A 21,772-nucleotide genomic window follows, 5' to 3' on the forward strand; every position below is an offset into this window, starting at 1 on the left:
GATTATCCATGAATATAAAAAATAAGGTCAGAACCGCGCCGGGAGAGGAGTCGAATGGATGGGATCTGGCGCATCTTGTGGGACAGCTCATTGATCATCGCTGGATCATTGTTGCCGTTACGGCATTTTTCATGCTGGCGGGAACACTCTACACACTGTTTGCAACACCGATTTATAGCGCAGATGCGTTAGTTCAGGTTGAGCAGAAGAATGCCAGTACCGTTCTGAACGAAATTGACAGCATTCTGCCACCGACGCCAGCCTCTGATACGGAAATCGAGATTCTGGAATCCCGCATGGTCATCGGCAAAACCGTTGACGATCTGGGTCTGGATACCGTAGTTGAGCAGAACTACTTCCCTGTTATCGGTAAAGGTCTGTCACGCCTCATGGGCAACAAACCTGCCAGTATTGCGATTTCGCGCCTGGAAATCCCACGTACTATCGACAAACGTAACGTTGAACTGGAAGTGACCGGTCCGGACAGCTACACCGTCTCCAAAAATGGCGATGAGTTGTTCAAAGGTAAAGTTGGCCAGCTGGAGTCGCATGGCGACATCAGCATGCTGGTGAGCGAGATTCATGCCGATGAAGGCACCAGCTTCACCGTGACCAAGCTGAATGACCTGCAGGCGATTAATTCTGTCCTCTCCAACCTGACCGTGGCAGACAAAGGTAAAGATACCGGCGTTCTGGGTCTGGAGTATATGGGTGAAGATCCAGACCAGATCAGCAAAGTACTGAACCAGATTGTGAACAACTATCTGTTACAGAACGTTGAGCGCAAGTCAGAGCAGGCCGAGAAAAGCCTGGAATTCTTACGCACTCAGCTGCCTGCTGTTCGCAGCAAGCTGGATGAAGCAGAAAACAAGCTGAACACGTTCCGTCGTCAGAACGAATCGGTAGACCTGTCACTGGAAGCGAAATCCGCCCTGGACTCTTCTGTCAGTGTGCAGAGTCAGCTGAATGAACTGACCTTCCGTGAAGCTGAAGTTTCTCAGCTGTTTACTAAAGATCACCCAACGTACCGCGCGCTGCTTGAAAAACGCAAAACGCTGGAAGGTGAGCAGGCTCAGCTGAACAAGAAAATTTCTGGCATGCCGCAGACCCAGCAGGAAATTCTGCGTCTGACCCGTGACGTTCAGTCTGGTCAGGAGATTTACATGCAGCTGCTGAACCGCCAGCAGGAGCTGAGTATCAGTAAGGCCAGCACTGTAGGTGATGTCCGCATCATCGACAGCGCGCAGACCGCTAACTCGCCGGTAGCACCGAAGAAGCTGCTGATCATTGCCGCGAGCCTGATTTTTGGTCTGATCGTGTCAATGGGTCTGGTTCTGCTGAAAGCCCTGCTGCATCACGGCATCGAGAACCCGGATCAGCTGGAAGAGCTGGGCATGAATGTCTACGCCAGCGTTCCACTGTCTGACTGGCAGCGTAAAAAAGATACCGAAGCCCTGGCACGTCGTGGCAGCAAGGTGAAAACCGATCCGCACGAAACGCTGCTGGCGCTGGGTAACCCGACTGACCTCTCCATTGAAGCGATTCGTAGCCTGCGTACCAGTCTGCACTTCGCCATGATGGAAGCGAAAAACAACATTCTGATGATCACCGGCGCCAGCCCGGGTATTGGTAAAACCTTTATCTGTGCCAACCTGGCGACCCTGGTCGCGAAAGCGGGTCAGCGTGTTCTGTTTATCGATGGCGACATGCGTCGTGGTTATACCCACGAACTGCTGGGCGCGGATAACAAATCAGGCCTGTCAAACGTACTCTCCGGTAAAACGGAGTTCAGCCCGGCGCTGATTCAGCAGGGCGTGTACGGTTTCGACTTCCTGCCACGTGGTCAGGTTCCACCGAACCCGTCTGAGCTGCTGATGCATCGTCGCATGGGTGAGCTGCTGGAGTGGGCGAGCAAGAACTACGACCTGGTGTTAATCGATACGCCGCCAATCCTGGCCGTCACCGATGCGTCTATTATCGGTAAGCTGGCTGGTACCTCACTGATGGTGGCGCGCTTCGAAGCCAACACCACCAAAGAAGTGGATGTCAGCTTCAAACGCTTTGCCCAGAACGGTATTGAGATTAAAGGTGTGATTCTCAACGCCGTGGTACGTAAAGCCGCTAATGCGTATGGCCATGGTTATGACTATTACGCTTATGACTACAGCAAGCCCAATAAAAGCTGATCATTGAGTAATAACCAGGGGGCGGTCTGACCGCCCCTTTTTATCGTCCTTTTGAATGACGACACGCATCAATTTACACAGGTTATTCTGTCCAAACCCACAAAAGCGATACCTCTATAAATCGCATGGCGAGCGTCACTCAACAGAATTCATCACCAGCATGGCATTGCCTGCACGCAATGTGTGACCGTCTTTTCAGGCTCGCTGCAAAGCCAGTCGGGAAGGTGAAGCGTGTGTATTGCTGGCATGAAAACTTGTGGAATTAAGGAATCACACCATGGCTCCATATTGGTATGTATCAGGCTTTTTGCTGCTACTTTCGCTGTTTGAAATACTGCTAAAAAAAGATGAACGCACCTCCCATATTCTGACTTATCTGCTCTGCATCGCGACCGTGACGCTGATTGTTTTCGGCGGTATCCGCGGGCTCGGCACGGGCATGGATGACTATCAGTACCGTAGCTTCTTTGAAGATTTTGTCCGGCGTATTGAAGTTAACGGCTTCTTAAACACCGTGGCGTTTTTCCGCTATGAGCCGCTGATCTTTGCCATTGCCTGGCTGACCAGCCTGTTTTCGCACAATGCCAGCATTTTCCTGTTTGTATTCTCGATCCTGGCGGTTGGGACCAATGCCATCTTCTTTAAAAAGATGTCACCCTATCCGGTGCTGGCACTGGCGCTCTATTCGGCCCATATCTTCATTAACAAAGATGTTAACCAGATCCGCTTTGGTCTGAGCTCGGCATTTTTCCTGGGCGTGGTCTGGACGCTTTATATAAAGCGTTACTGGATGGCATTTGGCTTCTTTGTTCTCTCATTCATCAGTCACAATACCGCTGTCATGGTAGTCACACTGATTCCTTTCCTGTTCCTGCGTGAACGTCGCTGGTTCCCGATTGCAATTATTGTGCTGAGTATTCCAGCGTCGAAAGTCGGTGGGATGGGCTTTGTTACAGCAATTGCCGGTCACCTGGGTGGATTAGGTGAAAGGGCAGCTGGCTACAATAATGACAACGCAGCGACAGCCAGTACCGGCAGTGTTTTTTCGGTATCGAACCTGAAAAACGTGGCGCTGGTCTTTATTTTTGTCTACTTCATGCTGTCGAACCGCCTGAAGCGTGACAATTATGATGCCTGGCGACTGAACTACCTGCTGATTATCACCTTTGCGGTCGGGGGAGCTATCAGGATCTTTTTCTACAACTACTCCTCGGGCGCTCGTCTCTCAAACTACCTGCTACAGGTAGAGCCGATAGTTCTGACGTTGTTGATATATCAGTCAAAAAGAGCCTGGAAGCCCGCAATGTTTGCGATGTTTGTCTTCTTCCAGGTGTACTACCTCTATTACAACACCATTTCGCTTAAACAGGCGGTGGTAGGGTATGAAGTGGCGCGTGAATTTAAGTTAGTTCACTAAGACGAGAGCTGAAAATGATTCGATTACTCCCCCTGCTGTTGATTGCCTCGCCGTTACTGGTACAGGCAACAGATGCCCCGGCCACGATTGTGATCGCCGCGTATGGCGACTCGACTACCGCTGGTGTGACCTCCTCCGGCGGTCGTAACGTCATCAGTAAAGAGAATGAAATGACCTATCTGCAGCAGATGCTGCAGGAAAAATATGGCCATGATGTCCGTATCGAAAACCATGGTTCGCCGGGCGCGCAGATCTCAGAACTTGTTAACGGCAAGGAGAGCTGGGAACAGCGTATGGCGCAATCGGATGCCAGCATCATTCTGATCAATTATGCCATCAACGATGCGCGCGTCTTTTCGGGTAAGAACCGATCTCATGGCGCGGAAAGTCCGCAGGACTTTAACCGCATTCTCACGGATCTGGTAAAAACGGCCAAAGCGCATGGCAAACAGGTGGTGCTGCAGCAGCCTAATCCCCTGTGTGGCCGTGCAGAGCAATGGAACGTCTGGCCTTATGTTTATCAGATCAATGCGGTGGCGCAGCAGCAGCACGTACCGGTCGTGAAGCAATATGAGCTGATTAAGCAGCAAAAAGAGTGGAGTAGTCAGATGTCACCGGACTGTATCCACCCGACGAAAGATCTTTATGAGATCAAGGCGCAGCAGACGTTCGCCTTATTAAGTGAAGATTTTGATGCTGTTTTTAAATCGACTCACTAAGCCGGCTATTTAAAACCCGAGGAGCAGGGCGATATGTACGTATTGATGATGGTGCTGTCATTAGTAATAGCACTGATGGTGTTACGCTTATTTTCTTTCCATCGCGGCGTTTATAACGGCAGCGGTATTAAAAGTATCTCTGGATTGCGCGCGCTGCTGGCGAGCATTGTTGCCTTCTCACACTTTGCACATTACGTCTATTCACTCGATCATGAGTGGATTTTTGATAAAGACTATTTTGCATGGGTGTCGCAGGGTAACTTTTTTGCCAACTCCGGTAAGTTCGGTGTTGCCCTGTTTTTCATGATCTCTGCTTTTCTGTTCTATCGCTGGCTGGACAATGACAAGCTGACCACCGCTGAACTCACACGCAAATTGCTGAAGTCCCGAGTGCGACGCATTGTGCCGATGTTCTGGTTCTCCGCACTGCTTATCGTGGTCATTGGCTGGTTTAGTGGTGACGTTGTCGCCAGCGGCGCAATGCTGGTTGATGGTCTGCGCTGGTTCCTGTTTGTCGGTAATTACCATATCGGTTCGATTCCGACGGCCAATATCAATGCCGGTGTCGAATGGACGCTGCGACTGGAATGGCTGCTCTATCTGTCGATTCCGGTGATCTATCTGTTGAATCGTGCCACCGGTGGTCGCTTCAGGATGTTACTCATTATGGGATCGATTGGCGGGATTTTAGCCATCGCTATAGCGCTGCGCCTCTGGGGCACCGCCTATACCGATCCTCGTCCGGTACTGGGCTTTGCCACAGGTTATCTGGCATGGCATTACCGCGACCGCTGGATGGCATTCCGCTCCTCGGGTTTAGCGGCCTCACTGGCGATTGCTCTGGCTGTTATCGCACTGTTCTTTACCAGCAGTACGTTCTACTACCTGATTTTCCTCTGCCTGTTGGCCGTGGTGTTTTTCATCATCAGTAGCGGCAATTCCCTGTTTGGTCTGCTGGAAAGCAAAACCCTGATGTCGGTAGGTGAAGTCAGCTATAGCCTCTATCTGATCCACGGCATCGTGCTTTATTTTATCAAAAAGATACCAGAGTCATTGATTCAGCATAACTTTTTCTTCTATACCCTGCTTTCTACTCTGTTCTTTGTGGCGTCATTCTATGTCGCCAGACTGACGTATCTCTACGTTGAGAAGCCATTCATCACGAGTAGCCAAAAGAAAAAAGAGGCAGCCAACGCTTCGGCAACAATTTAGGACATCACCGGTTACCCTGCCACGTCCGAACGTTATATCTTTGATATTGGAAATGTTTTTAATGAGGTGCTGGCAATGAAGGACATTCGCTTCTCTATCGTAATCCCCGCTTACAATGCGTCAGAATCGATTGTAACCACGCTGGATTGCGTTAAAGCGCAGACGTATCGCAATTTTGAAGTCATCATCGTGGATGATAAATCTGCGGATGCCGCCGCGCTGGCAGATGTGGTTCGCAGTGAACGCTACCAGGATCTTGACATCAATCTGGTGCTCTCTGAGGTCAAACTCAACGGGGCCGGTGCGCGTAATAAAGGTATTGAGCTGGCGACCGGTGATTATGTCAGCTTTCTTGACGCCGATGATGAGTGGGCCGCTGATAAACTGCAGCAGGTGAGTGAAAAAATTGCTCAGCTGGAAGCTCAGGGCAAAAAGAATTTCGTCATTTTCAGCCAGGTGAACATTTATCAGGACGGCACGTTCCTGAAAGTGATGCCAATGCAGCCACCGGGCAAAAATGAAACCGTCGCTGAGTATCTGTTCGGCTGTTACGGCTTTATCCAGACCAGCACCATCGTGCTGAAGCGGGAAGACGCGGCGAAAATTGAGTTCGATACCCGCTACATCCGTCATCAGGACTATGATTTCTGCATTCGTGCCGATCGCATGGGCTATGACTTTGTGATGATCGCTGCACCGCTGGCGAACTACCACCTTGTCACGAAATTTGGCTCGAAGCACAAAGGCGAATCGGTGAACTACTCGATGTTCTGGCTTGATAGCATGAAGCCGCATCTTACCCCGCGTGATATCCACACCTACAAAGCTTTTAAGCTGCCGCTGCGCTACAAAATGGATGGTAAGTCGCTGATGGCGAGCCTGAGCTTTGCTCGCTACTTCTTCCTCACCAACAAAGACAACCGTGCTTATTTTATGAACCGGGTTAAAGACAAGGTCAAAGCACGTTTCGGCGGTGAGAAAGCGATCTCCTGACGCGCACTGCGCCTCGCTCTGCTCCTGATGTCAGGAGCACCTCTCTTTTCGATTAATTCAGGGTTGAAGATGAATACTTCTGTTGGAACCGTTGGCATTGTCATGCCTATGTATAATGCCCGTCAGACGGTATTACGCGCTGTGCAATCGGTTATCAATCAGCACTATACCGACTGGCACCTCTATCTGGTCAATGACAAATCCACCGACGACTCGCTGGCGTTTGTGCGTGAACATTGTCAGGACCCACGCATTACCATTCTGGATAACGCCGTTAACATGGGCGCAGCAGAGACCCGTAATGTGGGACTGCGCGCGGCAACTGAAGAGATTATCGCGTTTCTCGACAGCGACGATGAGTGGCATGCGGATAAGCTGACCCAACAGGTTGCTGCCATTGCGGCGGGTGATAATTTCGTGATTACCGAATATCACTATAAAACCCGCAAGGCTGAGCACGATATTACCTACGGCAAACCTTACCTGCAGCAGGAAAACTTTGTGAAGAAGCAGTATCGTGTCTGTTTCTCCTCTGTCTGTTTCCGTCGTCCGCCGCAGGGTCTTTTCTTCCAGCGCAAAGGCCACGAAGATTTCCTTTTTTTATATGAATTGTTCACCCGCTATAAGCAGGCGCGCGTAATTCAGACGATTCTGGTCAACTATTACGAATTAGGCGATTCCCTTTCGCGTAATAAGAACAAAGCAGCCCAGTGGCACCTTGAATTATTAAGAATTATCTATAAAAACAATCCGTTAAAAATCTATTACTATTACGCCTGGTATATGGTGAATGGTGTGCTATTTACCCTTAAGCATCGTTAAGCCTGTCGGCAGGATTGTCTTTAAAATTTGAGGTGGATAGCGTTTCATGAAAAAAATTGTCCTGGTGATCAAAGATGCTTATTCGTATGCGGGCACCGAGAACATCTGTAACTTCATGTCAGAGTGTCTTGGCGAAACACATGAAGTCACCATCTACTCGCTGGAAGGCAGCGGTAAAACCTTTTATCCGTTTGAACATGTCAAACAGATCGTCAGCTTCGAAGGGCAGAGCAACCCGATCAAAAGCGCAGTAGCCCGTATCAACGAAGAGGGTTTCGATACCGTCTTCCTGATCAGCATGGGTCGCCTGAGCGTGATGTTCGCCTTCTGGAATCTGCTGGCAATGAAGAAGAAGCGGGGCAAGGCCTACGCCTGCGAACATATCGCCATTAACTCCTTCAGCAAACCGATCAAGTTCCTCAAGTTTCTGCTGCTGCGCTACTACGACCGCGTGATTGTTCTGACCGAAAAAGATCATCAGGTGTTCAGCCGCTGGCGCATTCCCAGCAAGCCAATCCCAAACCCGGTGGTTTACAAAGATTATCAGCGCCAGACCCGTCATCGTCAGGCGCTGGCGGTGGGACGTCTGGATAACCAGAAGGGCTTTGATTTGTTGCTGGATATCTGGCGCGACTTCGCACGCAACCATCCGGACTGGACACTGGTGATTGCCGGTGATGGCGAACTGCGTCAGCAACTGCACGATCAGGCTGCCGTGCTGGGCATCACCGACAGCGTGAAGTTTGTCGGTAAGGTCAACAATATCAATGACTACTATCGTGACAGCGATATGGCGCTGATGACCTCACGCTATGAAGGCTTGCCGCTGGTGCTGCTGGAAGCAAAATCCTGGTCACTGCCGGTGGTCGCGTATGACTGCCCGACCGGACCACAGGAGATCATCAACCATGGTGAAGATGGTTTCCTGGTTCCGATGAACGATAAAGCCACCTTTCTGGCGCGCATGGAGCAACTCGCCAGCGATGACGCGCTGTTCTATGCCATGAGCGAAAAAACCAAACAAACCGCGCTGAAATTCGACGGTAACCAGATTAAGCAAAGCTGGCTGTCATTGGTTTAAACGGAGCTGGAAACGCTCACTTGCGACGTGCCTCAGGGACACCGCCATGGCCATTGGCCTTATTGACTACGGGAATTGATGCATGAAAAGAAGAGAAGTTTTACAGACCGCCGCCTCCGCTCTGGTGGGGGCTCTCTCCGTGAGCACCTTTTCCAGCTACGCTGCAAAAAGTAACGGTATCGCCCTGAAGCCGGTTGATGCCACTGACATTCCTAAAGGCGACGTGCCTATCCTGACGCCGGAAAATGTCTACGCGATGCCACCGCAGTTCTGGCAGGGCTTTGAAGGCAAACTCTGGATTGGTAAAGCGGGTGTGGATGCCAGTAAACCCGGCAACCAGATCCCGGTTTTCCTGCGCGATGCCAGCGGTAAAGTCTCCGGGATTACTCAGCCTATCCCGCTGAACAAAGGTAACTTTGCGCAGTTCATTCAGGATAATGCCGCACTGATTGCCAATCCCTCGCATTCGATGGCTGTCGAGGACAGTAACGGTCAGACGCTGTTCAACATCGCGGATGTCAGCCGTCCTGGCGCTGCAGATTTCAGTCAGCGTCTGGCGCAGCCAGCAGGTTATCAGCTGATTGGTGAGATCCCGTCTGTAGAAGAGTTACGCAAAACCCGCCCGCTGTTTGAAGGGGCCAAGATTAAGCTTAAAAGCTGGCATGAAGGGCGGGAAGTCGGCGGCGGCGAGTTTGTCGGCAGCTTCCAGCCTGCTCAGAATGATGGCGGCGTAAACTTTGCCGGTGAGGGCTTTCACTGGCGCCGCGTGGTAGATGATTATAACCGCCTGACGCTGTTTGATTTCGGTGCAATTGCCGATGGCAAAACCGATACGGCGCCCGCCATTATGGCGATGTTCCAGTGGTCACAGCAGGCTAACCAGCAGATCTGTGTCCAGTTCCCGGCCGGCACCTTTATGGTTTCTGCCTGCAACCTTGGTAATAAGAATCTCAATTTATTCCGCATCTCAGGGGCAATGGTTAACTTCGGGTACTTCCCTGCGACAACCATTGTCTCGGATGGCAAGTCAGATTTCGTTTTTGAGATGAATGCCCGTCGCGTCGAGCTTTCTAACCTGATTTTTAACGGTAACAGTGATAAAAGCCCGAATCAGCAGGGCTTTTTCCATAACACCTGTCCTGGCGGACAATTTTTCCGTGGGGCCTGCCTGCGCTTTAACGCTGTCGGCGGCACCGCCATCAGTCTGCAGGATACCCTCGATTGCAAAATTGATCAGTGGTACGCCTCACGCTGCTCAGGTGATGTTATTAAGGCGGGCTGGTCAGGCCAAAAGCAGGGCAACTGGGATCATAGCACCGCAATCGAGCTGTCAAACTTCAATGCGCAGCACTGTCGCGGCGGCAAGGTTCTTAACCTGGCGCGCTGCGCCCAGTCGATTATTCACAATGGCTGGATTGAGCACTGTGAAAATCCAGGCGATATCTCCAACGGCCAGTGGATCATCGATGCGCTAAGCCTGGAGGATTGTAAGAATCCGCTTATCGCCCATAACAGCCGCCTGAATATGCGTCAGACCAGCCTGCAGTCGGGCAGCTGGATAGACAACTCCATGCAGGGTGAACGTCTGCTTAACATCTGGGAGATGGGATCAACCCGCGTTGAATCTTATGGTGTCGCCCTGGATGGCAGCCTGAATTATAACTACATCACCTCGCGCTGGCGTTTAGAGAACAATACTAACCAGGAGACCTGGTTTGATCTCGGCAGCCTCTACTCACCGACGGTCGGTGATTCGTGGGAGGTCGAGATTTTCGGTCAGTCACAGTTCAGCAACGGCAGTGGTGATCAACCGCTGATGAACCTGATCGGTGATAAGACGACGGGCGGCCGTGCGGTGATCCATGTGCAGCGCAAGAAAGGGCTGTCGGAAGCGAGCTGGTCTGCCGAAGGCAGCAGTCCGATTGTCGACGTACGTTACGTCGCTGAGCATGACACTGATGTCCGCCTCTTCGTCAAACTGGCAGGCTGGACGCCGTCAGCCGTCGTGCTGGTAAAAACCACCGGTAAAGACCGCTTTGTTACCGGACGCTGCGCGCGGGTTAATGCGGTAATGGAGAAAGGCAATCCGCCGTCGGGTGACGCGACTAAACGCGCGCCACAGCGCTTCAGCCTGCATAACGGTAAAGCAGGTGTGGGTGCCAACGAACAGGGCGATCTGCTGATGGCTTCCCGTCCGCTCTCTGCCGAACAGGTCGATACCAGTAAGCCGGAAGGGTTTGTTTCCGTGGTCATCAACGGTAAACAGGTCGCACTGCCTTACTTCGCGATTAAGTCGTAACAGCTTGCATCACGGCCGCCACAATGGAGGCGGCCGGTTTTGACAGGAGTACTACCTTTGGGTGCGTTATCCCGTAAAGCATTACTTTAATCAGAGTTCATTTTGCCCATTGCGGATCTGGGCGGCTTTCAGAATTAAAAAAAATTCATTCGGAGTTGTTATGAAAATTTTATTGGTGGGTAACCATACCTGTGGGAATCGCGGGGATGGCGCGATTCTTCGTGGACTGATTGATTCAATGAGGTCTGCACGCAGTGATTTAGACATTGACGTTATTAGCCGTTATCCAACCAGCTCCGGTTATCTGCTCCAGCAGGATATTCAGCAGGATGCGCTGTATCTGCACAACAGCAAGTCAGGCAAAGGTCTGGTCGGTTCGTTTAAGCGTAAAGTCGCGAACCGCCTGATGCCCGATATCATGATGGCGCATCTGGGCAAGGGCGGGATCTTTAAGTCTTTCTCTGTTCCGCCTCACCTGAAAGCGTTTACGGACAGCCTGGCAAAATATGATGCAATTATTCAGGTTGGCGGATCGTTCTTCGTTGACCTGTATGGCGTGACCCAGTTTGACCATGCGCTTTGTGCGCTGATGGCGAAAAAGCCGATCTATCTGATCGGTCACTCGGTGGGGCCATTCCAGAACCCGCGCGTCAATGCGCTGGCGAATTTTGTCTTTGATCGGGTCGACAGCCTGGTGCTGCGCGAGTCAGTCAGTCTTGATCTGATGAAGCGTGATGGCGTGACCAGCTCTAAAGTGGCGTCTGGTGTGGATACCGCTTTCCTGGTGCGTGCGCGTGAAGTCGAAAATCCGAGCCATAACCTGCTCTACTGGCAGGGTATTATCGATGGCCGTAAAACCATTGCGATTACGGTACGTGAACTGGCGCCGTTTGATAAACGTCTTGGTGTAACCCAGAAAGAGTATGAAGAGGCGTTTGGTCGGGTGATTAATGCCATGATTGCTGAAGGCTATCAGGTCGTGGCGTTCTCCACCTGTACCGGCATCGACAGCTATGCCAAAGATGACCGCATGGTTGCACTGACTCTGCGTGACCACGTGACGCAGCCTGAACATTATCATGTCATCATGGATGAGTTTAATGACCTGGAACTGGGCATCCTGCTGAATCATTGCCATCTGACCATTGGTACACGCCTGCACTCAGCGATTATCTCCATGAATTTTGGCACCCCGGCTGTGGCGATCAACTACGAGCACAAGTCGATGGGTGTGATGAACCAGCTTGGTCTGCCGCAGATGGCAACCGATGTAAAAAGCCTGATGGATGGCTCGCTGATCGACAAGGTCAAAACGGTCCTTGCCGATTACGACAACATCAAGCTTAAGGTCGACACGGCCGTTGCGAATGAAAGGGAAATTGGCAACCGGATCACTGAAGAGATTCTCAAAGTATTAGGGTAATGTGATGAAACTGACTTTTTTCACCATGCGTTTCCCGGTTGCCTCTGAGACATTCGTACTAAATCAGGTGACCCATTTTATTGATGCCGGTTACGAGGTGGAGATAATTTCAGTCTTTCCCGGCGATTTAGTGAACCGGCATGCTGCATTTGATGAGTATGGTCTGGCAGCGAAGACGCACTATCTGCTGCCGGAAGAGAAGATTTCAATTGTCGATAAGCTGAACCAGCGCATCAGGCTGGTGCTGCCAAAAGTGACCCGGCCATCGCTGCTGCGTTCACTGAATGTGCGCCGTTACGGTGCGCAGTCCAGCAAACTGCTGCTGCCGTCGATTGTGGCGAATGCAAAGCAGACCTTCACCGCAGATGTATTTCTGGTGCATTTCGGCTATGCCGGTGCGCTGGCGAACAAACTGCGTGAACTGGGCGTGCTCAAGGGTAAACAGGCAACCGTGTTTCATGGCGCCGATATTTCGCGTCGCCACATTCTGGAAGAGCACAAACTTGATTATGTGAATCTGTTCCGCCAGAGCGAGCTGATGCTGCCTATCAGCCATCTGTGGGAGAACAAACTGATTGAGATGGGCTGCCCGCCGGAAAAAATTCACGTTACGCGAATGGGTATTGAGCCGGAGAAGTTTAACTTCCAGCCGCGTCAGGCGTTCCAGACGCCGCTGCGTATCGTTTCAGTCGCGCGTCTGACCGAGAAGAAAGGGCTGGATGTGGCAGTGAAAGCCAGCGCCATCCTGAAACAGCGTGGCGGCCAGTTTCAGTACACCATCATCGGTAACGGTGATCAGGATGAGATGATGCGTGATTTCATCGCCCGCGAGGGAATGGAAGATTGCGTTAGCATGCCGGGCTTTAAACCGCAGGAGGAGATCCGTCGTGCACTGAGCGAGGCTGATATCTTCCTGCTGCCATCCAAAACTGCCGCAGATGGGGACATGGAAGGCATTCCGGTCGCACTGATGGAGGCAATGGCGGTTGGCCTGCCGGTGGTCTCAACGTTCCATAGCGGCATTCCGGAACTGATTGAGAACAACGTTTCAGGCTGGCTGGTGGAAGAGGACGATCCTGAGGCCCTGGCGGAGACGCTGCTGAAGCTCTCTCAGGGCGAAGTGGATGTGGCACCGGTCGTCGCGGCCGCACGTCACAAAGTTGAGACTGAATTTAATCAGCATATCGCCTACGGCGAACTGGCACAGATTCTGGAGCAACTGGTGTGAGTGGATTTAAGTCACAGGCGATTTGGCTGTTCGGCAGCACCTGCTTTTCGGCGGTGCTGCAGGTTGCACAGCTAAGCTTTCTCGCCCGCAAACTGGAAACCCACGAGCTGGGGCTGTTAGCCATCATCAACGCCATCCTTGCGGTGGCGGGCGTGCTGCAGGATATGGGGATGAGCAGTTATCTGGTGCATCGCCAGAACATTACCCGTCGTGAGCAGAGCACCATCTACTGGGTGAACGTCTCACTCAGCTTATGTACCGGTCTGATCATGCTGCTGATCGCTTTCCCGGTCTCCTGGTTCTATCATCTGCCAGAGCTGGTGGGTCTGATCATGCTGACCAGCCTGAACTTCCTGGTGCTGGGGCATCTGTCGCAGTATCAGGCGCACTACATCAAAACCAAGCGGATGGTGTCGCTGGCGAAGATTGAGATGGGCACCAAGCTGTTTGCCTTCCTCTGTGTGGTGGCGATGCTGGAGTTCACCTCGCTCACCGTGGCGGCGGCGATTCTTGGCTTGTTCATCAACGCCTTTACCCGCATCCTCTGCATGATTGCGCTGGGTGAGAAGTCCTGGCGGCCGACCTGGGAGTTTGACAAAGCGACCTTCATTGGTGCGATTCGCTACGGCAGCTATCAGCTCGGTTCGCAGACCATTAACCAGCTGCGTACCCAGGCCGATGCCCTGGTGGTCGGTAAAGTGATGGGCGCTGAGATGCTGGGTGTTTACTCGCTGGCGAAAGAGCTGGTGCTGCAACCGCTGAAGCTGGTGACGCCGGTGATCAACCGCCTGGCACTGCCGCGCTTTGCTGAGAAACAGCACGATGCCGAGCAGCTGAAGAAGCTGTTCCTGAAGGGCACGCTGGGGATCATGCTGTTCAGCAGCGCGATGTACCTGGCGATTGGCATCCTGTCACCCGTCATTGTGCGTGTCCTGTATGGCGCATCGCATGAGCAGGTCTATCACCTGATCCCGCTGATGCTGCTGTTTGGTATGCTGCGACCGATGGGGGGGCTGACTGGCGCGATTTCGCAGGCCAACGGACGGACCAACGTTGAGTTCTACTGGAACATTGTGGCGAGTATTGTGGTTCTGGCGGTGCTGGCGACCACCTTTATCTGGCCAAACGTGCTCTATGTGGCGCTGACGCTCTCTATCTCGCAGATCCTGATTTCGGCCCTGGCTCATCCGTTCTTCATTAAACCGGTTATTGGCATTCGGTTTATTCCTTATGCCCGGCAATGGGTGGCGGTGTCGGTGGTATTTGTCGGTATCATGTTGCTGGTGAATCACTTTAATCTGTTTGTGATGCCGGAGTGGTTTGAAGGCTGGCTCTGATTACAGCACAGATATATCAACGGGCGACCTCAGGGTCGCCCGTTTTCATTTATGGCTGGCCTCAGCCACCTGGCAACCAGGGAGAGAAATCGCAGTGGCGATATTCGATTACTGATTGTCTTTACTCAGTTTATGTCGTCGCTGGCAATGGGCAAAATGCCGAATTTCCAAGTTACGACAGAGAGTTACTGTCCGCTTTTCAGATAAAGATTATACTTGCTCTTCCGGCCGATCCTGCATAATCGACCCACATCTTCATTTTATTAAACGGAATAAATATGACCAAGCTTAAAGCAGTAATCCCGGTTGCGGGCCTCGGTATGCATATGCTCCCTGCGACTAAAGCCATTCCGAAAGAGATGCTGCCTGTCGTCGACAAACCGATGATCCAGTACATCATTGACGAGTGTGTTGCCGCGGGCATTAAAGAGATTGTGCTGGTCACGCATGCATCGAAAAATGCGGTAGAAAACCACTTCGACACCACCTATGAGCTGGAAGCACTGCTGGAAGCGCGCGTGAAGCGCCAGCTGCTGAGCGAAGTGCAGTCTATCTGCCCGCCAGGCGTAACCATCATGAACGTGCGCCAGGCGCAGCCGCTGGGCCTGGGCCACTCGATTCTCTGTGCCCGTCCGATGATCGGTGATAATCCGTTCGTGGTCGTGCTGCCAGACGTCCTGCTGGATGATTCGACTGCTGACCACATGCGTTATAACCTCGCTGCGATGGTTGCCCGTTTCGAAGAGACCGGCCACAGCCAGGTCCTGGCGCAGCATATGCCAGCGTCCAATCTGACTGAGTACTCGGTGATCACCACTGAAGAGCCGATTGAGCATCCTGGCGACATCAGCACCATTACCGATTTCGTTGAGAAGCCTGAAGATACCGCCGGATTGAGCTCTGACCTGGCTGCGGTAGGCCGCTATGTGCTTTCTGCTGATATCTGGGCGGAACTGGAGCGCACTGAGCCAGGCGCGTGGGGCCGTATCCAGCTGACCGATGCGATTGCCAGCCTGAGCAAACACAAAACCGTTGATGTTTCGCTGATGACCGGTCACAGTTTCGACTGCGGTCGTAAACTCGGTTACATGCAGGCGTTTGTCTCTTACGGCCTGCGCAGCAACGCACAGGGTCGTGATTTCCGCGAAGCTATCCAGACCATCCTCGCAAAACAAAAGTAATAAATTCGCCGCGTTCTGCGCGGCAGATTGAAAGGAGCTCACATGGCAATTTTAGTAACGGGTGGAGCAGGGTATATCGGCTCCCATACGGTACTGGCGCTGTTGCAGCGCGGTGATGATGTTGTGGTTCTGGATAACCTCTGCAATGCCTCACGCGAAGCGATTAACCGCGTTGAGAAACTGGCGGGTAAAAAAGCGACCTTCGTTGAAGGCGATATCCGTGACCGTGCCTGTCTGCGTGACCTGTTCGCCTCCAACAGCATTTCAGCCGTAATCCACTTTGCAGCCCTTAAAGCCGTAGGTGAATCGACCCGTATGCCGCTGGAGTACTACGAGAACAACGTAGCGGGCACCGTGGTACTGCTGGAAGAGATGCGTAATGCTGGCGTCTGGAACTTCATCTTCAGCTCATCAGCGACCGTCTATGGCGCAGATGCACCGGTTCCATACGTTGAGACCACGCCGATTGGCGGCACCACCAGTCCTTACGGCACCTCTAAGCTGATGACCGAATTCGTGATGCGCGACTTCGCTAAAGCAGAACCGAAGTTTAAATCGATTGCTCTGCGTTACTTCAACCCGGTTGGCGCGCATGAGTCAGGCGAAATCGGTGAAGATCCGGCCGGCATTCCTAACAACCTGCTGCCGTACATCGCACAGGTCGCGATTGGTCGTCTGGAGAAGCTGGGTGTGTTTGGCGGCGATTACGATACGCCAGACGGTACCTGCCTGCGTGACTACATCCACGTGGTTGATTTGGCGGAAGGGCACCTGAAAGCACTGGATCATCTGAGCAAAGTGGAAGGCTACACCGCCTTCAACCTGGGCGGCGGCAAAGGCTTCTCCGTGCTGGAGATGATCAAAGCGTTTGAGAAGGCGTCTGGTAAAGCGATTCCTTTCGAAATCAAACCACGTCGTGACGGCGACCTGCCTGCGTTCTGGGCCGATGCCTCCCTGGCAAACACGACGCTCGACTGGCGCGTGACGCGCGGCATCGATGAGATGATGCGCGATACGTGGAACTGGCAGAGCAAGAACCCGGATGGGTTTCGGTAACATCAAAAAGGCGAACTCAGGTTCGCCTTTCTTATCTTTGATTTGAATTATCTCATCAGACCTTTCTCAAAATTCTGATTGCATCACTCTGACGCATCAGCAACCATCACCTGCCCGATAAAATGCTCATTAGTTGAACTAACACCTGTCACATAATCGCATTTTATTCGTAATAGCTATACCTGAGTGATAGAATTTACGATTGTTGAATGATAAACCCACTTAAACAATTTCATTAATAAAGTGATATCAATCAACTGAATGCTGAACATCTGGCAGGTTTATGTTGTCAGCACACTCATTCGGTCAAAGATAATCAGCATCGTGGGAGCTGTAACCCAGGGGCGGTAGCGTGCCCTGAAAACGCCTATGATTGTCTGCTTTTTATTCAGGCGCCCATGCCTCAGATAGCTTGTCAGGAATAAACACGTTATGAAGATACTTATCACTGGTGGTGCAGGTTTTATCGGTTCAGCGGTTGTGCGTCATGTTATCAACAATACGAATGATGAAGTCATTAACGTTGATAAACTAACCTATGCAGGCAATCTTGAATCGTTGAAAGAGGTTAGCGGTAATCCACGCTACACCTTTAAGCAGATCGATATCTGCGACGGCCAGGCTATCACTGAAGCATTAAATGAATTTCAGCCTGATGCCATTATGCATCTGGCCGCTGAAAGCCATGTTGACCGCTCGATTACCGGCCCGGCCGAGTTTGTTCAGACCAACGTGGTTGGCACCTACGCACTGTTAGAAGCGACCCGTCAGTACTGGAACGCATTGCCTGAAGAACGTAAAGCAGCATTCCGTTTTCATCACATCTCTACAGATGAAGTTTATGGCGATTTACCGCATCCGGACGAAATGGACGGTGAACTGCCGCTGTTTACTGAAGAAACCCCTTATGCACCCAGCAGCCCTTACTCTTCAACCAAGGCAGCCAGCGATCATCTGGTTCGCGCCTGGGGCCGCACCTATAAATTACCGGTGATTGTGACCAACTGCTCGAACAACTACGGTCCTTACCATTTCCCGGAAAAACTGATCCCGCTGATTATCAGCAACGCGCTTGAAGGCAAACCGTTGCCTATCTATGGCAAAGGCGACCAGATTCGTGACTGGCTTTATGTTGAAGATCACGCGCGCGCGCTCTATACCGTAGTGAAAAATGCAAAAACCGGCACGACTTATAACATCGGCGGTCATAACGAAAAGAAAAACCTCGATGTTGTGATGAAAGTCTGCGAGCTGCTGGATGAGCTGCGTCCAAAAGCGACACCTTATAGCGATCAAATCACTTACGTTCAGGACCGTCCAGGGCATGACCGTCGCTACGCGATCGACGCCGCGAAGATTGAGAAAGATCTTGGCTGGAAACCGGAAGAGACGTTTGAAACAGGTCTGAAGAAAACGGTTGAATGGTACCTGAACAATTCACAGTGGGTTGAGCATGTGAAGAGTGGTGCATACCAGAACTGGATTGAACAAAACTACGAGAAACGTAGCTAATGGATATTCTGCTTTTTGGTAAACATGGTCAGGTGGGTTGGGAGTTACAACGAGCGCTGGCTCCGCTTGGAAAATTGACTGTCGTTGACCGTCAATCAACTGATTACTGTGGTGATTTTGAAAATCCTGCTGGCATCGCCGAGACAGTCCGCAAGCTCAGACCCACCGTGATCGTGAATGCCACGGCTTACACTGCTGTTGATAAAGCTGAATCTGAGCAAGATAAAGCGCGCCTGGTCAATGCAACCTCTATTGATGCATTGGCACAGGCAGCTGAGGAAATCGGCGCGTGGCTGGTTCACTACTCAACAGATTACGTTTTTGACGGTTCAGGTGATAGACCCTGGAGCGAAGATGATGCAACCGCTCCGCTGAATATCTACGGACAGACGAAGCTGGAAGGGGAGGAGGCCATCGTCAGCAATATGACGAAATATCTCATCTTCCGCACCAGTTGGGTCTACGCAGCTAAAGGCAATAACTTTGCCAAAACGATGTTGAAACTGGCAAAAGATCGGGAATCCCTGTCAGTGATAAACGATCAGTTTGGCGCGCCTACTGGCGCGGAGTTGATTGCTGACTGCACGGCTCATGCAATCAGAGTGGCACTGAACAAACCTACTGTTGCTGGTACCTATCATCTCATTGCTGCAGGTGAGACGACCTGGCATGCTTATGCATCTAAAGTGATAGAGTTTGCGAAAGCACAAGGCATCGAACTGCAAGTACAGGCGATCAATGCTGTGCCAACCAGTGCATTCCCTACGCCGGCTAAGCGACCTGCTAATTCGAGACTGAATACAGAGAAGTTTCAACAGGCCTTTGGTCTGAATTTACCCGACTGGACGGTCGGCGTTGAACGTATGTTGCTTGAAACTCTTATTTAATAGAAGCAGGCCGCAATAGCGGCCTGGCCAATTAAGGTGAAATAGTGAAAAAGAATAAAGGTATTATTCTCGCAGGTGGTTCTGGAACGCGTCTTTACCCTGTAACCATGGCAGTCAGCAAACAATTGCTGCCAGTTTACGACAAGCCGATGATTTACTATCCCCTCAGTACGCTAATGCTGGCAGGGATCAACGATATCCTGATCATCAGTACGCCGCAGGACACACCGCGTTTTGAGAGCCTGTTAGGTGATGGTTCCCAGTGGGGCATCTCCATTCAGTATAAAGTACAACCAAGCCCGGATGGCCTGGCGCAAGCCTTCATCATTGGTGAAGAGTTTATTGGTGACGATTCAGTCGCACTGATTCTTGGCGACAATATTTTCTATGGTCACGATCTCTACAAGCAACTTGAAGCGGCATCATTAAAAGATGATGGGGCAACCGTTTTTGCCTATCACGTCACTGACCCAGAGCGTTATGGCGTTGTTGAATTTGATAAAGATGGTAAAGCCATTTCTCTGGTAGAAAAACCTGAACATCCACGCAGCAACTATGCCGTGACCGGTCTTTATTTCTATGACAACAGTGTTGTGGAAATGGCAAAAAACCTTGCACCTTCACCCCGCGGTGAACTGGAGATTACGGATATCAACCGTATCTACATGGAGCAGGGCAAACTTTCAGTATCAATTATGGGTCGCGGTCATGCCTGGCTTGATACCGGTACGCATCAGAGCCTGATGGAAGCAAACAATTTTATTCAGACTATTGAGTCACGTCAGGGCTTAAAAGTTGCCTGCCCGGAAGAAATCGCATACAGAATGGGATTCATCGATCGTGAACAGGTGGCAGAACTGGCTAAACCTTATCTCAAAAATGACTATGGCAAGTACTTGATGGCTCTGGTTGAAGGACGTTTATAATGAACATTATTGATACTAAAATTGCTGATGTGAAGATCATTGAGCCTAAAGTGTTTGGCGATGATCGCGGATTTTTCCTGGAAAGCTTCAATCAGTCAATTTTTGATAAAGCTGTTGGTCGTCATGTCGATTTTGTTCAGGACAATCACTCCATGTCCAAAAAAGGCGTGTTGAGAGGTCTGCATTATCAACTTGACCCGCATGCGCAGGGTAAACTTGTGCGTTGCGTCGAAGGTGAAGTATTTGATGTGGCTGTTGATATCAGACGTTCATCAGAGACATTCGGACAGTGGGTAGGTGTGCATTTAAGCGCTGAAAACAATCGTCAGCTCTGGATTCCAGAAGGTTTTGCTCACGGTTTTATTACATTATCAGAACGCGTACAGTTTATTTATAAAACCACAAATTATTATGCGCCACAGTCTGAGAGAAGTATTTTGTGGAATGATCCACAGATAAATATTGAATGGCCTGAAGTTGAAGAAATGACTTTATCTGGCAAAGATAAAGATGGCGTATTGCTTAACAACGCAGAAACTTTCGACTGAAATGGATAAAACATCAAGCATCGCTGTTCTTTTATGTTCCTACAATGGAAGCCAATATATAAGGCAACAGATTGATTCTATTATAAATCAGACTGAAACCGAGTGGACGGTGTTTGTCTCGGATGATGGCTCAACTGATGGGACTCTTGATATATTACGATCTTATCAGGACAAGTTGGGCAGTGAGCGTTTTGTTATATTCAATGGTCCAGGCAAGGGATTTGCCTGGAACTTTTTATCATTACTTGAAAAGAGCGGTGATAATTTCGACTATTACGCTTTTTGTGATCAGGATGATGAGTGGATGCCCAACAAGTTAACCATGAGTGTATCTATTCTATCTGGTTATGATTGCAATACTCCATCTGTTTATTGTGGTCGAACATCGTTGGTTGATGAAAATTGTCTCCACTTAGGTGAGTCGCCACTATTTAGTAAACCTCCTTCTTTTAAAAATGCCCTTATCCAAAGTATAGCTGGCGGTAATACGATGGTATTGAATCGAGCCGCCAGAAATATCATTAATAAAACGCCTGGAGATGTAGAAATTATATCTCACGATTGGTGGATATATATAGTCATTACAGCTGTAGGTGGAAATATTTTCTACGATCCGAAACCATCTATTAGTTATCGGCAACATACTAATAATATAGTTGGCTCGAATTTAGGCTGGCTGGCCAGGTTTAAACGCATTTCGGGTCTTCTGGATGGGCATTTTAAGAAGTGGATAGACTCCAATATTTACGCTTTGAATAAAACAGACGTAAATATTACCCCGGAGAATAAATGTATTCTTGATAGCTTTAATGAGGCCAGGAATAGTAATTTATTTAAAAGACTGTATGTATTCAGGAAATTAGACATGTACCGACAAACTTTTTTAGGTACATTAGGTCTATATGTTGCCATTATCCTGAAGAAATTATAATGGATAGATAAATT

The 21,772-nt window shown here is 50.5% G+C and carries 18 protein-coding genes; all 18 read left to right on the top strand.

Annotated features, from left to right (window positions below; translation table 11 throughout):
- Window positions 1-8 precede the first annotated feature (8 nt).
- The 18 genes from wzc to ACR8BF_RS06990 all read left to right on the top strand — a co-directional run bounded on the left by wzc (window position 9) and on the right by ACR8BF_RS06990 (window position 21,758).
- Window positions 9-2,186: a tyrosine-protein kinase Wzc gene (gene wzc / locus ACR8BF_RS06905; RefSeq protein ID WP_434745764.1), complete on the top strand. Its 2,178-nt coding sequence runs from the start codon at window positions 9-11 to the stop codon at window positions 2,184-2,186.
- Window positions 2,187-2,463: 277 nt separating this feature from the next.
- Entirely contained in the window at window positions 2,464-3,603 is a 1,140-nt protein-coding gene (locus ACR8BF_RS06910) for an EpsG family protein (RefSeq protein ID WP_179895315.1), read from the top strand.
- 14 nt (window positions 3,604-3,617) lie between these two features.
- Entirely contained in the window at window positions 3,618-4,322 is a 705-nt protein-coding gene (locus ACR8BF_RS06915; RefSeq protein ID WP_179895316.1) for an SGNH/GDSL hydrolase family protein, read from the top strand.
- Between the two features lie 33 nt (window positions 4,323-4,355).
- Entirely contained in the window at window positions 4,356-5,534 is a 1,179-nt protein-coding gene (locus tag ACR8BF_RS06920) for an acyltransferase family protein (RefSeq protein WP_179895317.1), read from the top strand.
- 75 nt (window positions 5,535-5,609) lie between these two features.
- The gene (locus ACR8BF_RS06925) at window positions 5,610-6,527 is read left to right on the top strand and encodes a glycosyltransferase family 2 protein (protein ID WP_292992171.1); all 918 of its coding nucleotides are present in this window, start codon (window positions 5,610-5,612) and stop codon (window positions 6,525-6,527) included.
- 69 nt (window positions 6,528-6,596) lie between these two features.
- Window positions 6,597-7,349, top strand: coding sequence for a glycosyltransferase family 2 protein (locus tag ACR8BF_RS06930; protein ID WP_179895319.1), 753 nt, complete (start codon window positions 6,597-6,599; stop codon window positions 7,347-7,349).
- Window positions 7,350-7,395: 46 nt separating this feature from the next.
- Window positions 7,396-8,430 (top strand): glycosyltransferase, encoded by a 1,035-nt coding sequence (locus tag ACR8BF_RS06935; RefSeq protein WP_434745765.1) that lies wholly within the window; start codon window positions 7,396-7,398, stop codon window positions 8,428-8,430.
- Window positions 8,431-8,512: 82 nt separating this feature from the next.
- Complete coding sequence (locus tag ACR8BF_RS06940; protein WP_434745766.1) at window positions 8,513-10,729, top strand: phage tailspike protein; 2,217 nt, start codon at window positions 8,513-8,515, stop codon at window positions 10,727-10,729.
- 160 nt (window positions 10,730-10,889) lie between these two features.
- Window positions 10,890-12,152 carry a colanic acid biosynthesis pyruvyl transferase WcaK gene (gene wcaK, locus ACR8BF_RS06945; protein ID WP_292992173.1) on the top strand — a complete coding sequence of 421 codons (1,263 nt, stop codon included), beginning with the start codon at window positions 10,890-10,892 and terminating at the stop codon, window positions 12,150-12,152.
- Window positions 12,153-12,156: 4 nt separating this feature from the next.
- Window positions 12,157-13,380 carry a glycosyltransferase gene (locus tag ACR8BF_RS06950; RefSeq protein ID WP_314984410.1) on the top strand — a complete coding sequence of 408 codons (1,224 nt, stop codon included), beginning with the start codon at window positions 12,157-12,159 and terminating at the stop codon, window positions 13,378-13,380.
- Window positions 13,377-14,717 (top strand): lipopolysaccharide biosynthesis protein, encoded by a 1,341-nt coding sequence (locus ACR8BF_RS06955; RefSeq protein WP_031591354.1) that lies wholly within the window; start codon window positions 13,377-13,379, stop codon window positions 14,715-14,717. Before ACR8BF_RS06950 ends, ACR8BF_RS06955 begins: the two co-directional genes overlap by 4 nt.
- A gap of 278 nt (window positions 14,718-14,995) precedes the next feature.
- A complete protein-coding gene (gene galF / locus ACR8BF_RS06960; protein ID WP_292992175.1) occupies window positions 14,996-15,898 on the top strand; it encodes a UTP--glucose-1-phosphate uridylyltransferase GalF in 903 nt (300 codons plus the stop codon).
- Window positions 15,899-15,940: 42 nt separating this feature from the next.
- Window positions 15,941-16,954 carry a UDP-glucose 4-epimerase GalE gene (gene galE / locus ACR8BF_RS06965; RefSeq protein ID WP_179895325.1) on the top strand — a complete coding sequence of 338 codons (1,014 nt, stop codon included), beginning with the start codon at window positions 15,941-15,943 and terminating at the stop codon, window positions 16,952-16,954.
- A 432-nt stretch (window positions 16,955-17,386) separates the two neighbouring features.
- A complete protein-coding gene (gene rfbB, locus ACR8BF_RS06970; RefSeq protein WP_179895326.1) occupies window positions 17,387-18,466 on the top strand; it encodes a dTDP-glucose 4,6-dehydratase in 1,080 nt (359 codons plus the stop codon).
- Window positions 18,466-19,353 (top strand): dTDP-4-dehydrorhamnose reductase, encoded by an 888-nt coding sequence (gene rfbD, locus ACR8BF_RS06975; RefSeq protein ID WP_434745767.1) that lies wholly within the window; start codon window positions 18,466-18,468, stop codon window positions 19,351-19,353. Before rfbB ends, rfbD begins: the two co-directional genes overlap by 1 nt.
- A 44-nt stretch (window positions 19,354-19,397) precedes the next feature.
- A complete protein-coding gene (gene rfbA, locus ACR8BF_RS06980) occupies window positions 19,398-20,279 on the top strand; it encodes a glucose-1-phosphate thymidylyltransferase RfbA (RefSeq protein WP_115764907.1) in 882 nt (293 codons plus the stop codon).
- Window positions 20,279-20,827 (top strand): dTDP-4-dehydrorhamnose 3,5-epimerase, encoded by a 549-nt coding sequence (rfbC, locus tag ACR8BF_RS06985; RefSeq protein ID WP_115764906.1) that lies wholly within the window; start codon window positions 20,279-20,281, stop codon window positions 20,825-20,827. The genes rfbA and rfbC overlap by 1 nt, the downstream gene beginning before the upstream one ends.
- Before the next feature lies 1 nt (window position 20,828).
- Entirely contained in the window at window positions 20,829-21,758 is a 930-nt protein-coding gene (locus ACR8BF_RS06990) for a glycosyltransferase family 2 protein (RefSeq protein ID WP_179895328.1), read from the top strand.
- Window positions 21,759-21,772 lie beyond the last annotated feature (14 nt).

The sequence above is a fragment of the Candidatus Pantoea rara genome, assembly GCF_051136265.1.
GTDB classification, from domain to species: Bacteria; Pseudomonadota; Gammaproteobacteria; order Enterobacterales; family Enterobacteriaceae; genus Pantoea; species Pantoea rara.

Bases quoted from the DNA above. Each gene is read 5' to 3' on its own strand.
- ACR8BF_RS06935 (WP_434745765.1), top strand. From the start codon at position 7,396: ATGAAAAAAATTGTCCTGGTGATCAAAGATGCTTATTCGTATGCGGGC.
- ACR8BF_RS06925 (WP_292992171.1), top strand. From the start codon at position 5,610: ATGAAGGACATTCGCTTCTCTATCGTAATCCCCGCTTACAATGCGTCA.
- rfbB (WP_179895326.1), top strand. From the start codon at position 17,387: ATGAAGATACTTATCACTGGTGGTGCAGGTTTTATCGGTTCAGCGGTT.
- galF (WP_292992175.1), top strand. From the start codon at position 14,996: ATGACCAAGCTTAAAGCAGTAATCCCGGTTGCGGGCCTCGGTATGCAT.
- ACR8BF_RS06920 (WP_179895317.1), top strand. From the start codon at position 4,356: ATGTACGTATTGATGATGGTGCTGTCATTAGTAATAGCACTGATGGTG.
- galE (WP_179895325.1), top strand. From the start codon at position 15,941: ATGGCAATTTTAGTAACGGGTGGAGCAGGGTATATCGGCTCCCATACG.
- ACR8BF_RS06915 (WP_179895316.1), top strand. From the start codon at position 3,618: ATGATTCGATTACTCCCCCTGCTGTTGATTGCCTCGCCGTTACTGGTA.
- ACR8BF_RS06940 (WP_434745766.1), top strand. From the start codon at position 8,513: ATGAAAAGAAGAGAAGTTTTACAGACCGCCGCCTCCGCTCTGGTGGGG.
- wcaK (WP_292992173.1), top strand. From the start codon at position 10,890: ATGAAAATTTTATTGGTGGGTAACCATACCTGTGGGAATCGCGGGGAT.
- ACR8BF_RS06990 (WP_179895328.1), top strand. From the start codon at position 20,829: ATGGATAAAACATCAAGCATCGCTGTTCTTTTATGTTCCTACAATGGA.
- wzc (WP_434745764.1), top strand. From the start codon at position 9: ATGAATATAAAAAATAAGGTCAGAACCGCGCCGGGAGAGGAGTCGAAT.
- rfbD (WP_434745767.1), top strand. From the start codon at position 18,466: ATGGATATTCTGCTTTTTGGTAAACATGGTCAGGTGGGTTGGGAGTTA.
- rfbC (WP_115764906.1), top strand. From the start codon at position 20,279: ATGAACATTATTGATACTAAAATTGCTGATGTGAAGATCATTGAGCCT.
- ACR8BF_RS06910 (WP_179895315.1), top strand. From the start codon at position 2,464: ATGGCTCCATATTGGTATGTATCAGGCTTTTTGCTGCTACTTTCGCTG.
- ACR8BF_RS06950 (WP_314984410.1), top strand. From the start codon at position 12,157: ATGAAACTGACTTTTTTCACCATGCGTTTCCCGGTTGCCTCTGAGACA.
- ACR8BF_RS06930 (WP_179895319.1), top strand. From the start codon at position 6,597: ATGAATACTTCTGTTGGAACCGTTGGCATTGTCATGCCTATGTATAAT.